The organism is Allobosea sp. (genome assembly GCF_051860145.1).
In the GTDB taxonomy this organism is placed as follows: Bacteria; Pseudomonadota; Alphaproteobacteria; order Rhizobiales; family Beijerinckiaceae; genus Allobosea.
Genome location: NZ_JBHYEM010000016.1, coordinates 98,353 through 109,987, shown reverse-complemented (window position 1 = coordinate 109,987; position 11,635 = coordinate 98,353). Strand labels below are relative to the sequence as shown.

11 protein-coding genes are annotated in these 11,635 nt (G+C 65.3%); 5 read left to right on the top strand and 6 right to left on the bottom strand.

Annotated elements, in window-relative coordinates:
* Window positions 1-441 (bottom strand): MBL fold metallo-hydrolase (locus ACTIF2_RS21560; protein ID WP_439499165.1); only part of this gene is annotated, 441 nt, incomplete at its 3' end.
* Between the two features lie 258 nt (window positions 442-699).
* Here ACTIF2_RS21560 and ACTIF2_RS21555 point away from each other — a divergent pair.
* From ACTIF2_RS21555 to pqqE, 5 genes are all read left to right on the top strand, one after another.
* A complete protein-coding gene (locus ACTIF2_RS21555; protein WP_439499164.1) occupies window positions 700-2,181 on the top strand; it encodes a PQQ-dependent sugar dehydrogenase in 1,482 nt (493 codons plus the stop codon).
* A gap of 113 nt (window positions 2,182-2,294) precedes the next feature.
* Window positions 2,295-2,606, top strand: coding sequence for a c-type cytochrome (locus ACTIF2_RS21550; protein WP_439499163.1), 312 nt, complete (start codon window positions 2,295-2,297; stop codon window positions 2,604-2,606).
* A gap of 25 nt (window positions 2,607-2,631) precedes the next feature.
* Complete coding sequence (pqqA, locus tag ACTIF2_RS21545) at window positions 2,632-2,874, top strand: pyrroloquinoline quinone precursor peptide PqqA (protein ID WP_439499162.1); 243 nt, start codon at window positions 2,632-2,634, stop codon at window positions 2,872-2,874.
* A 173-nt stretch (window positions 2,875-3,047) separates the two neighbouring features.
* Window positions 3,048-3,341 (top strand): pyrroloquinoline quinone biosynthesis peptide chaperone PqqD, encoded by a 294-nt coding sequence (pqqD, locus tag ACTIF2_RS21540; RefSeq protein ID WP_439499161.1) that lies wholly within the window; start codon window positions 3,048-3,050, stop codon window positions 3,339-3,341.
* A gap of 56 nt (window positions 3,342-3,397) precedes the next feature.
* The gene (pqqE, locus tag ACTIF2_RS21535; RefSeq protein ID WP_439499173.1) at window positions 3,398-4,468 is read left to right on the top strand and encodes a pyrroloquinoline quinone biosynthesis protein PqqE; all 1,071 of its coding nucleotides are present in this window, start codon (window positions 3,398-3,400) and stop codon (window positions 4,466-4,468) included.
* A 71-nt stretch (window positions 4,469-4,539) separates the two neighbouring features.
* Here pqqE and pqqC read toward each other — a convergent pair whose 3' ends face one another.
* The 5 genes from pqqC to ACTIF2_RS21510 all read right to left on the bottom strand — a co-directional run bounded on the left by pqqC (window position 4,540) and on the right by ACTIF2_RS21510 (window position 11,611).
* Window positions 4,540-5,274, bottom strand: a complete 735-nt coding sequence (pqqC, locus tag ACTIF2_RS21530; RefSeq protein WP_439499160.1) for a pyrroloquinoline-quinone synthase PqqC — start codon at window positions 5,272-5,274, stop codon at window positions 4,540-4,542.
* Window positions 5,271-6,158, bottom strand: a complete 888-nt coding sequence (gene pqqB / locus ACTIF2_RS21525; RefSeq protein ID WP_439499159.1) for a pyrroloquinoline quinone biosynthesis protein PqqB — start codon at window positions 6,156-6,158, stop codon at window positions 5,271-5,273. Before pqqB ends, pqqC begins: the two co-directional genes overlap by 4 nt.
* Window positions 6,159-6,556: 398 nt before the next feature.
* Window positions 6,557-7,924 (bottom strand): metal-dependent hydrolase family protein, encoded by a 1,368-nt coding sequence (locus ACTIF2_RS21520; RefSeq protein ID WP_439499172.1) that lies wholly within the window; start codon window positions 7,922-7,924, stop codon window positions 6,557-6,559.
* A 500-nt stretch (window positions 7,925-8,424) separates the two neighbouring features.
* Entirely contained in the window at window positions 8,425-10,260 is a 1,836-nt protein-coding gene (locus ACTIF2_RS21515) for an SLC13 family permease (RefSeq protein WP_439499158.1), read from the bottom strand.
* Window positions 10,261-10,405: 145 nt separating this feature from the next.
* On the bottom strand, window positions 10,406-11,611 hold the full coding sequence (locus tag ACTIF2_RS21510; RefSeq protein WP_439499157.1) for a M20/M25/M40 family metallo-hydrolase: 1,206 nt from the start codon (window positions 11,609-11,611) through the stop codon (window positions 10,406-10,408).
* Window positions 11,612-11,635 lie beyond the last annotated feature (24 nt).

Genomic DNA, 11,635 nt, shown 5'->3' with positions numbered 1-11,635 from the left:
CGTATGTCCCGGCGCCGGGACGAGCCGGAGCCCGGGAAGCAGCTCGAGTTCGCCATCGACCTGCACATACCGCACGCCGGGCGCGTCGACCCATTCGCGAATGGGGTATTCACCCTCGTCGCTATGCGCGTTGTCGAGCTCACGACGCTGGACGTAGATCTGCTTGCCGGCGAAGAGGTGGTTGCCGCCGCAATGGTCGGCGTGCAGGTGTGTGTTGACGACGATGTCGATGCCGGCGAGGTCGAAGTCCTGCTTGTTCAGTGGATAGAGGTGGGGATTGAGCTCGGCCACCGCCGGGTGCAACTCCGTCATGCCGGTGTCGACCAGTATGCGCGCATCGGGATGGTCGATGACGTGCACGTAGACCGGCATCCGCTCACCCTCGACGAACAGGTCGGCAACGAGGATCGGCGTGATGGTGATTGAGGCGTTGAGCTTCATCTTTTCATCTCCGTCATCATGTTTGCACGCTGCCGGGCCAGGCCGCGCATGTCCCCGATGAAGTGGCGGAAGAGCGTAGGCTTGGCTCAAACGCCATAGGGTCGACGCAGCCGTCCAGGGGCCGGTTCATTCCGGACACGGGCTTGGCCATGCCACGTCCCTTCCTCACGCGGCGCATCCGCAGTTCTGATTGCGTTATGCAATCGGTTTTAACCTAGATCGGCCGATTTCATATTGCAACCGGTTTTTGGGATGCGCATGAACGACCCACGCTCGGACTGCCCGATCAATCTGACTGTCGAGGCGAAGGCCCAGAGGTTGCCTTACACATCGGCGCTGGCTCGCCGAGAAACGATGTTGCGCAAATTATGGCCGTCACATAACAATCATGCGGCCGAACAGCGATTTCGGCCAAGGCCTGCGGATCGCGGGTCCGATCAAATGGGGAGGCTTACAAGCTCGGAGGAGACATCGATGACTCGACGTGTTCGCTTCGTGTTGCCCTATGCCTTACTGACCTCATTCATCCTGTCCGGGGCGGCGGTGGCCCAAACTCCCGGACTCACCAGCACCGCCGTCATGTCAGGTCGTGACCTCACCTGGGACATGGCCTTCCTGCCCGACAGCACGATGTTCTTCACCGAGAAGTGCAGCGGACTCTCGGTCCGGCTCCCATCCGGCAAGATCAACGCCTTGCTCGGCATCAAGGATTCCAAGAACTACCCTGACACCGCATCCGACCTCTTCTGCGGCGGTCAGGCCGGCATGTACGGTGTGGCGATCGACCCCAACTTCGCCACCAACCGCTTCATCTACGTGGCCTCGGCGTCGAACATGACCGCGCCGGGTACCAATCGGGTCCTGCGGCTGACGGTCAGTCCCGATCTGACCAAGGTTTCGAACCGGCAGGATATCGTCACCGACATCGCCTACAAGCCGGCGCCCAGCAACCATCCCTTCGGCGATGCCGGGGCGCATAATGGCGGGCGCCTGCGCTTCGGTCCGGCCGACGGCTTCCTCTACGTGACGACGGGCGACACCCATAACGGCGAGGTGCCGCAAAGCCCGACCCGCATCGGCGGAAAAGTGCTCCGTGTCGACCGGGACGGCAAGGCCGCGCCCGGCAACAACCCGCCACAGGGCTTCGATCCGCGCGTCTTCACCTACGGACATCGCAACCCGCAAGGCATCTGTTTCCGCCCCGGCAGCAACCAGCCCTACACGGCGGAGAATGGCCCCTGGCATAGCGATGAGGTGACGGCGCTCACGGCCGGCGGCAACGCGGGGTGGGATCCGCGTCCGAACGTTGGCGGGCGCGGCGACTGTCCTGACAACTATTGCGGATACTCGCCGAACCAGATGGGCGCGGTGGATCCGAAGGAGCGGTCGGCATTCATGCCGATGACCGACACCAAGACCTATCCCAACGCGATGAAGCCCGCCTGGAACAACGACCTGCTTTCGCAGGGCATGTCGTCCTGCGTGTTCCTGGACGGCCCGCAGTGGAAGGAGTGGAACGGCCGGATGGTGGTGACCTTCATGGGGATCGGCATTCACGGAACGCCGGTCGGCAACCGCCTCGACGTGCTCGACATCAAGCCCGACGGCTCGTCCGCCACCCGCAGCACGGTGTCCCTGCCGATGCCGGCCGGGCGCTTCCGCTCCGTCGTGCAGGCGCCGGACGGTAGCATGTACGTCGCCACCGATCAGGGCGACGTCTATCAGCTCAAGCCCAACTGAGCGCATCCGGCAGCCGCACCCGCCAAAGCGGCGGCGCGGCTGCCCATTCATCTGTGGAGGCGCCGGCCCTGCGATACCGTCCGATCCGGATCGCGCATGAGGGAATCCTGCCCATGCCTGACTTTCGCCAACTCGCGACGGCCCTTTTCGCCGCGCTTCTGACATCGTCAAGCGCTTTCGCAAGCCCCGAACTGGCCAGGAGCAAGAACTGCGTGGCCTGCCACCACGCCGAACGGAAGATGATCGGGCCAGCCTTCAAGGCCGTGGCCGAGCGCTATGGCAAGGATGAAGCCGCGATCAAGACCCTGAGTGAAAGGGTCGTGAAGGGCGGCGGCGGCAATTGGGGACAAACGCCGATGCCGCCTCAACCGAGCGTTTCGCCGGAGGATGCCGAAAGCCTCGTGAAGTGGATTCTCGCCCAGTAGCAGGCCTTGGGCGTTTGGTCCCGCAATGAGGCGACGCGGGCCGGTTCTTGAAGGAAGGCTGGTCCTTCACCCACGTAGCGAGATGACGCCACCCGGCCGTCGGCTTCGTTTGCAACACGCTGTTGCCGGATGTAACCTTCCCCCGCTTTCGGTTGCGAAAGCTGGCGACGATCTGGAGATACCGATCATGCGCAAGTGGAAAAAGCCCGCGATCATCGAAGTGACGGTCGGCTGCGAAGTGACGTCCTACGCTCCCGCCAAGCTCTGACGTTTCGGTTCTGAGCGCCAGGGTATCGCTGCAGGCGGAACGCAGAGGCGCCTTCCCCGGCCGGCGCCAAGGAATAGATGTTGCGGTATAGCGATCGGTTTCCATGCACGCGAGGCGGCCTCGGCATCGTCGCATGATCTGGTGCTTGACGAATTCGCGCGAGCCGCCGCCCCATGAAAGCCGACGCCACGCATATCGATATCGCAGCCATTGTCCCGGCACTGCCCCGTGGCGTTCGTCTGCGCTTCGATGAGACCCGCCGGCAATGGTTCCTGCTTGGTCCGGAACGCGTCTTCGAACCCGACGAGATCGCGCTTGAAATCCTGCAGCGCATCGATGGCGTGCGCAGCATCGAGGCCATAGCGCAGGAACTGGCGACGACGTTCGAGGCGAACCGCGACGAGATCGCCGCTGACGTCGTCGCGTTTCTGCGCGGCCTCGCCGATCAGAGGATGATCGATCTGTGAGCGATGTCGAGACGCTCCCGCAAGCCACCCCGGCCCGGCCGGCATTGCCGCCGCCCATGGGCTTGCTGGCGGAACTGACGCATCGCTGCTCCCTGCGCTGCCCCTATTGCTCCAACCCCCTCGAACTCGACCGACGCTCGCAGGAACTCTCGACCTCCGACTGGAAGCGGCTGATGGATGAAGCGGCGGCGCTCGGCGTCCTGCATATCTATTTTTCGGGTGGCGAGCCGATGCTGCGGCGCGACATCGCCGAACTTGTCGTGCACGCGCATGACGCCGGCCTATATACCAACATGATCACCTCCGGCGTCGGCTTTCAGCCGGCCGTGCTGGACGCGGTGGCCGCGGCCGGTCTCGATCATATCCAGCTCTCGGTACAGGCGGTCGACGCGAAGACATGCGATCATGTTGCCGGCTACGAGGGGGCCTCGGCGCGCAAGCATGCCGTCGCTGCCGCCATCGCCCGACTGGGGCTGCGCCTTACCGTCAATGCCGTCATCCATCGGGAGAACGTGCACGAGATTCCCGCTCTTGTTGCGCTCGCCGAAGATTGGGGCGCGGCGCGGATCGAAATTGCCCATGTGCAGTATTACGGTTGGGGCCTGATCAACCGCGCCAGGCTGATGCCGACGCGCCGGCAGGTCGAAATCGCGATGGTGCAAGTCGACGAGGCCCGGCGCCGCACAGCCGGGCGCCTCGTCATCGATAGCGTGCTGCCCGATTACTATGCCCGCTACCCAAAGGCCTGCATGGGCGGCTGGGGCGCGCGGCTGATGAACGTCACGCCGTCGGGACGCGCCTTGCCTTGCCATGCTGCCGAGACGATCGTCGGGCTGACATTCGACAATGTGCGCGACGCCAGCCTGTCGGAGATCTGGTATCGCGGCGCTGCCTTCAATGCCTTCCGTGGCAACGACTGGATGAAGGAGCCGTGCCGCAGTTGCGCGCGGAAGGAACTGGACTTCGGTGGCTGCCGTTGCCAGGCCATGGCGCTCGCGGGGGACGCGTCCGCGACAGATCCCGCCTGCTCTTTGTCGCCGCTGCATGAGGGAGTGGTTGCGCTGGCGGAAGCCGAGGCCGCTTCCGAGCGCAGCGATTTCATCTACCGGACCTATCAAGGCGTTTGACGCAGCTGCGACTTGGGGGACAAATGCCTCACCTATCCGCGCCGCCGCAGTACCAGCACCTGTGAACGCGATCATGAGTGCGCCGGCACGAAGGCGCCGGGCGGAACATGGCCGGGCCCGACATAGGCGTGATGAAGCGCGTCCAGCATCGCCCAGAGCACGTCGCATTTGAATTCCAGCGCCGCAATGACAGCCCGCTGCTCCGCCGGCGTGCGGGCATGGGCCGTCACATAGCCAAGGGCGGTCTCGACATCGCGCCGTGCCTGCTCCGGGCGAGCGGTAAAATAGCTCAGGCTTTCCGGACTGACGAAATCGTAATGTGCCAGCATGCCCTCGACGCGATGGCGGATGACCTTCGGTGAGAACAGCTCGGTCAGCGAGGAAGCGACCGCTTCGAGCAGCGGGCGCTCCCGCACGAAATTGACATAGGCCTCGACCGCAAAGCGTGTCGCCGGCAGCACGCCGCGATGGGCCTGCACGTCCGCGCGCGCCAGGCCCAGGCTTTCGCAGAGCCGGAGCCAGCGCTCGATTCCGCCCTCGCCATCCCCCTCGCCGTCATGGTCGACGAGGCGCTGGCGCCAGGCCCGCCGGAGCGCGGGATCATTTGTCCGGGCGATGAGAAAGGCATCCTTCACAGGGATGTGGGCCTGGTAGACGAAGCGGTTGAGGGCCCAGGCCTGAACCTCGCCCTTGGTGCATTGGCCGGAGTGCAAGCGCGCATGGAAAGGATGCTTGTCGTGATAACGCGCCTCACCGACCTCGCGCAGGCGCTGTTCCAGTTCCTCGGGCGATAGCAAAGCGGTCACAGCGTCATCTCCATGCCGTCATAGGCCACCGCGACACCGGCAGCTTCGATCATGAGACGTTCTGGCGATCCCTCGATCAACGCCGGATTGGTGTTGTTGAGGTGGATGTAGACCTTCCGCGCGGCCGAGAGCCCTGCAAGCCAGGCCAGTGAGCCGTCGGCGCCTGTGATCGGCATATGCCCCATGCGGCGGCCGGTCTTTTCGCCGACGCCAGCCCGGATCATCTCGTCATCGGTGAACAAGGTGCCGTCGAAGAACAGCATGTCCGCGCTGTCCGCCTTGGCACGCACGTCGTCGGACAAGGCGGCGCAGCCTGGGATGTAGACGATGGATCGCCCGCGGCCGCTGATCCGGATACCTGCCGTTTCACCGGCCTCGGACTCGAGCCGAGGGTCGTTGCCCTCGAGATAGAGCGGCGCCTTGCCGGGAACGGGAAACAGCTCCGCCGTCAGTCCGCCAGCCAGCATGATGGGAGCCGAGGCGCTCGCGGCCACGCGACGCGCCGGCACTGCGGCGAACATCGCATTGGCTCCGACCGCATCGAGAACAGGCATAAACGCAATCAGATCGAACGAATGTCGCTCGCGCAGGCTGAGCAGCCCGGTGACATGGTCGATCTCGGCGCTGCTGAGTATGACCGCGCTGATCGGCGAATGCCGCTCCCCACGCGGCCACAAACCTGGCGTTGCCCGGATCTGGCTGCCGAGATCGGGCGACGCGTTCAGCACGACCCAACTCTCGCCGTCGAGCGTCACTGCAAGGCTCGATTGCGTCCGCCAGGGCGCGCGAGGATCCCTGCTCCAGGCAAGCGCACAGACCCGGCATCGGCAATTCCATTGCGGAAAACCACCACCAGCCGCCGCGCCGAGAACGATGGCCTTCATCGGCGCGCCTCAGGTCACCGTCTTCTCGCAAGCGCACCGGGCGAGCGCCTCCGTTTCCGGCACCGTCGTCACGCATTCGACCCACGGCATGTCCGGCTCCTTCGATTGCGCTGAGAGCTGATGAACGCCACCATCCGTCCAGTCCGGCCGAACGCAGCCTACGGCATCGCCTGCGTACCGGCTACGGGCCTTCCGACGATGCATTTTTTGCTAGCTACGCAGGGCAACGATCGAAAGAGAGCTTCCCCCTGAGCAGAAGCTGGCCATGAGGATCAATGTCCGCTTCTCGGCGTACGTCCAGTGGCTGCTTCTGGCGCAGCATGAGCCCGCGGCCGATAACCCAGCGGGGCCGCCCCGAGGTAGCCAGTGAAGCAGTCAGTCTGACCCGACTGCCGAACTCACCTCGGCAAGGTATCCTTGTAGACCTTGCCGTCCTTCATGATGACGAGGAAATTCTTGTCCGGATCTGCGATCAGGCTGATATTCTCCAGAGGATTGCCGTCGACCAGAAGCAGGTCCGCAAGCGCACCCTGTTCCACAACACCGAGCTTGCCCGGATAGGGATTGCGCTTTCCGGACAGCGCCAGCAGCTCGGCGTTGGTCCCAGTCGCCATGGCGAGCGCTTCGGCGGGGGTGTACCAGCGGGCAAGCGAGGCCAGGATCGCCCCTTGCTGCTGCGCCAGCGCGGCGGAGAACAGCACATCGGTGCCCCACGCCGTCTTGAGCTTGTACTTCTTCGCCAGCTCGTAGGACCTGGCGATGCCGGGCCAGACCTCATCCGCCTTGTCCCGCTGGACCGAACCGATCGGGAAGCCCAGCCTCAGGCCTTCGGGGAGCGGCTGCAGGCTCAGCCAGATGCCTTTCTCGCCGATGAGCTTGGCGGTTGCATCATCCATCAGGAAGCCGTGTTCGATGCATTTCACGCCGGCGGCGATCGCCCCTCGGATCGCAGCCGGCGTAAAGGCGTGCGCGACGACATAGGTGCCCCAATTCTCGGCCGCCTCGACGGCGGCGCGCAGTTCGGCGTCGATGAAGGTGGTGACGTCGATTGGACTGAACGGTGACGACACCCCGCCGCCCGCCGTCAACTTGACCTGGGAGGCGCCCTGCATGAGCTGTTCGCGCGCCCGCACACGGACCTCGTCAGGGCTGTCCGCGACAATGCCGCCGCCAACCTGCTCCATGCGGGTGAACCCGCCACCGGTCCTCCGTGGCAGGTCGGACAGCTGCCGGAAATCGCCATGCCCGCTCGTGACGGTGATCATGGCGCCGGACGGGTAGATCCGGGGGCCCTTGACGATGCCCTCGTCGATTGCGCTTTTGAGACCGAACACCGGCCCGCCCACGTCGCGGACGGTGGTGAAGCCCCGCATCAGGGTGTCCGTCGCCTCGGCGCCCGCGGCGAGATTGGTGTAGCCGACGTCGCCGAACGCCTGCGCCGGCGTCACCCGCGCCAGCATCGCATGCCAATGCGCGTCGATCAGGCCCGGCATCAGCGTGCGCCCGCCGCCGTCGATGATGCGGGTGTCCGCCCTGCGATCGACCGCGATAGGCTGCGTCGAGATCGTCTCGATCTTGTTGCCGCGCACCAGAACATGGGAGGACGCGGAGAGCGTGGCGCTGCTGCCATCGAAAACGCGCACGTTCTCGAACAGCGTGACGGTGCCGCTCGCCTGCTGACTGCCTTGCGCACGGACGGCAGATGGCAGCCCTGCTGCTGCGAGCAGAAGCAGGGCGACAACAGCGCGCCGGACCGTCGATGTCATGCCCGCGCCCCTCCGCAGGTGCGGTTTGCCGCAGATGCAGCCGCCGATGCGAACAAGCTGCTGATGCTTCGCTTTGACCCTGATCATCACTTTGCTCCCAAGGCTATGTTCGGCAGATTCAAGGCGAGCTAGCGCGGGCAGACCTGGACGCGGCGCGTGCCCCCGCGTCCGCGATGGTCGCGCATCTGGCGATGCTCCCACCAGCGCCGGCCCCGGACATGACGCGAGCGCGAGCCGTGCCGTTGCGCCAGCTCGACGGCAGGACTCCTTGGAAAGACACCGCCCGCAAAAACAGAGGCTGCGACAGCACTGCCGGAACAGAGTGCTCCGACGACGATTCCACGGCAATTGCCGCAGCGCGTAGGTGGATCACGTGATCCTCCCTGGTTTAAAGTCCAACCGACGCCATTGCGTCCGGTTGTTCGATGCCGGTCAGCCGACGTGCCGGGCTGGCGGAAGAGTGCTCGAGCGTGATGCGTCGCATCTCGCGTCCTCTGTTGTCAGAAGCGCCAGATCAGCGGCACGATGAAAACCGCCACCAAGAAAAACCAGATCAGCAACGGCAGCCCGAGCTTCCAGTAGTCGCTGAACATGTAGCCGCCCGGCCCCATCACCATCAGGTTCGTCGGTGTGGCAATGGGCGTGAGGAAGGCTCCCGCAGCCGCGACGGCGGTGCTCATCAGCACAGGGCGTGGCGAGATACCCATGCTCGCGGCGGCCGCGACACCGATCGGAATGACGATCAGCGCGGTCGCCGTATTGCTGATCAGCTGCCCCATGATCGCGGTTAGGACGAACAGGCCGGCCAGCAGCGCGAGCGGGCCGGCATCGCCGACGATGCGGACGAGATGCTCGGCCATCAGCTTCGCCGCCCCGGTCTCCACCATGGCGGTGGAAAGCGGCATCATGGCGCCGACGAGGATGACCGTGGTCCAGCTGATGGCGCGGTAGGATTGTTCGACGCTCATGATCCCCGACAGGATGATCGCGCCGGCGGCCAGCAGCCCGGCGACCGCGGGCGGCACGACGCCGGTCGCGAGCAGCAGCACCATCGCGATCAGGATGGCGACGGCCTGCTTGGCGCCGGGCCCCATCGGCACGGCCTGGCGGCGCACCATTTCCGGCGAGCTCACGACCAGGACGTCCGGATCGTCGAGACGGACGTCGAGCGCCTTCCAGGTTCCCTGCAGCAGCATGGTGTCGCCTGCCTGCAGCAAGATACCGCCGGAATCCTTGGTCGCGCTTGCGGAAGCAATCTCCGCGCCGGCGCGCTGCACGGCCAGGATGATCAGGTCGCCGCTGTCGGTGACCATCCCCGGAAATACCCTCTGGCCAATCAGGCCCGAGCGCGGCGGGATGACGACCTCGGCGAGTCCCGAGCGTTGGTTGAACAGCGTTTCCTCGCCCTGCCCCAGCTTCGTGTCCTCGCGGAACGCCAGATGCATCTTGGCAGCCAGCGCTGCGGCCGCGTCGGCATCCCCTCGCGCCAGCAGGTGATCGCCTTCGGCTATCACCGTGCGGCGCAGCGGCCCCGCCGTATCGCCGTCCTGAATGGCGACAAGTTGCAGCCCCGCATGGTCGGTCAGGTCGACGGCGTCAGGCGCCATGCCGATATAGGGCGAGCTTGCACGCACCCGCATCTGATAGACGCCGCTGGCAAGGCCATATTGCTCGACCAGCGTCTTGGCGTGGCGGCTGAAGTCCGCGGGCATGGTCGCGCCATTGCGCTCGGGCAGCAGGCGCTGTCCGAACAGGACGATGATCGCCATCGTGCCGGCCAGCAGGGGTATGCCGACCAGCGCGAACTCGAAGAAGCCGAACGCCCCGACGCCGACATCACTTCCCGCGTCCGAGACCAGCACGTTCACCGGCGTCCCGGTCAGCGCCAGCATGGAGCCGGCATGGGCGGAGAAGACGAGCGGCATCAGCAGTTGCGAGGAGTGCCGCTTCAAGCGGACCGCGATGACCACGACCACCGGCAGCAAGGCGGCCACGGCGCCGTTGACGCTGATCAGGGCGGTCAGCACGGAAACCAGGCTCATCGTCAGGAGCAGCAGGCGCGTCCGGCTTTTCTCACCCGCCCACGTGATCAGGAGCTGCCCCGCCCAGGCAGTGACGCCGGTGACTTCGAGCCCGGTGCTGACGACGAAAAGCGACGCGATGAAGATAACCGCGGGATCACCGAACCCTCCGAGCGCCTGAGGCAATGTCAGGACGCCCGTCGCCCACAGGGACAGAGCGGTCAGCATCGCGACGACCACGACCGGGACCCTGTTCGAGACGAACAGGATGACCGCCACAGCGATGATGGTGCCGGTATAGGCTATCGGGCTCAACGCTCAGCTCCCTCCTGTGCCGTATTCTGGCCGGGGCATCCCGCTAGAGCATTTCCGCGTCTCTTCGAATCGCGGAAATGCTCTATCTCTTTGTTTTATCGCATTTTCTTTACGCGAACCGGTATCCGCTTCGCTCGAAAATGCTCTAGTCCTCCAGGGTGGCCATCAGCACGCCGAGGCGGCAGCCTTTTTCGTATTCGTCGAGCCGCACATACTCCTTGATGGTGTGGATCTCTGCCTGGCCGGCGCCGATCGTGATCGTCGGCACACCGTGCTTGTCCAGCCAGTTGGCATCGAGCCCGCCATTCGAGAACAGATAGGTCGGCTCGATTCCGAGAAGCTTGAGCGCCTTCGTGGCGCGCTGCACGACCGGCGTGTCCTTGCCCAGCTCAAAAGGTGGATAGGCCGGCTGCCGGCGAAATGTCACCTCGGCGGTGTCGCCCTCGTGATCCGTGACCGCGGCCTTCGCCTTGGCGAAGGCCGCCTCGTAGCCATCGACGATCTGGCTCGCGAAGGTCAATTCGGGGCTGCGCGCCTCGCCCTTGATGAAAGCGTAATCGGTGACGACGTTGGTCGCATCGCCGGCCGCGGTGGTGCCACCCTTGCCGCCGAAGATGCCGACATTGCTGGTGCCGCGGCCGTCCGGCTTCACGACCTTGCCGAACCAGCCCGTGCTCCGGGTCTCGGCAAGGGCGATGGCCCCGACCAGCGTGGCCGAGATGCCCTTTTCCGGCGCGACCCCGGCATGGGAGGCCCGGCCCTTGATCTCGACCTCCCAGTTCTCCTGGCCGACAGCGCCGATGATCAGTTCGGAGGCCAGCTGGCCGTCGACATTGACGCACATGACCGGGCCGCCGAGCTCGGCGGGATTCAGTTCGCGCGCGCCATGCAGGCCGCTTTCCTCGCGGACGGTGAAGAGCAACGTGATCGGTGGATGCGGCAGCTTGTGCTTGATCAGCGTCTCCGCCAGCACGACCAGCAGCGCAACGCCGGTGCGGGCATCGCCGCCGAGCGCGGTGGTGCCGTCCGAGACGATGCGATCGCCCTCGCGGCGGGGCTTGGCGCCGGCGCAAAGCGGCACGGTATCGAGATGGGTGGAGAACAACAGGCGCGGGCCGGGCCGCGTGCCGGGCAGGTCGACAATGAGGTTGCCGGTCTGCGTCGGCACCGGGATACGCTTGTTGGCGTCGTCGAAGCGGATCGCCGAAGCCGGCACGCCGATCGCCTTCAAGGCGTCGCTGACCGCGGCGGCGATATTGGCCTCCTGCCCGGTCACGCCCTCGACCGAGAGGAACCGCATCAGGTGATCGATCGCGGCGTCAACATCCAGGGGAATGGAGGGACTGCTCATGGTATCCATCCGATCAGTTGAGAA

Excerpts from the sequence above, each read along its gene's own strand:
- ACTIF2_RS21555 (WP_439499164.1), top strand. The coding sequence starts at position 700 with ATGAACGACCCACGCTCGGACTGCCCGATCAATCTGACTGTCGAGGCG.
- ACTIF2_RS21550 (WP_439499163.1), top strand. The coding sequence starts at position 2,295 with ATGCCTGACTTTCGCCAACTCGCGACGGCCCTTTTCGCCGCGCTTCTG.
- pqqA (WP_439499162.1), top strand. The coding sequence starts at position 2,632 with ATGAGGCGACGCGGGCCGGTTCTTGAAGGAAGGCTGGTCCTTCACCCA.
- pqqD (WP_439499161.1), top strand. The coding sequence starts at position 3,048 with ATGAAAGCCGACGCCACGCATATCGATATCGCAGCCATTGTCCCGGCA.
- pqqE (WP_439499173.1), top strand. The coding sequence starts at position 3,398 with ATGGGCTTGCTGGCGGAACTGACGCATCGCTGCTCCCTGCGCTGCCCC.
- pqqB (WP_439499159.1), bottom strand. The coding sequence starts at position 6,158 with ATGAAGGCCATCGTTCTCGGCGCGGCGGCTGGTGGTGGTTTTCCGCAA.
- ACTIF2_RS21520 (WP_439499172.1), bottom strand. The coding sequence starts at position 7,924 with ATGACATCGACGGTCCGGCGCGCTGTTGTCGCCCTGCTTCTGCTCGCA.
- ACTIF2_RS21510 (WP_439499157.1), bottom strand. The coding sequence starts at position 11,611 with ATGAGCAGTCCCTCCATTCCCCTGGATGTTGACGCCGCGATCGATCAC.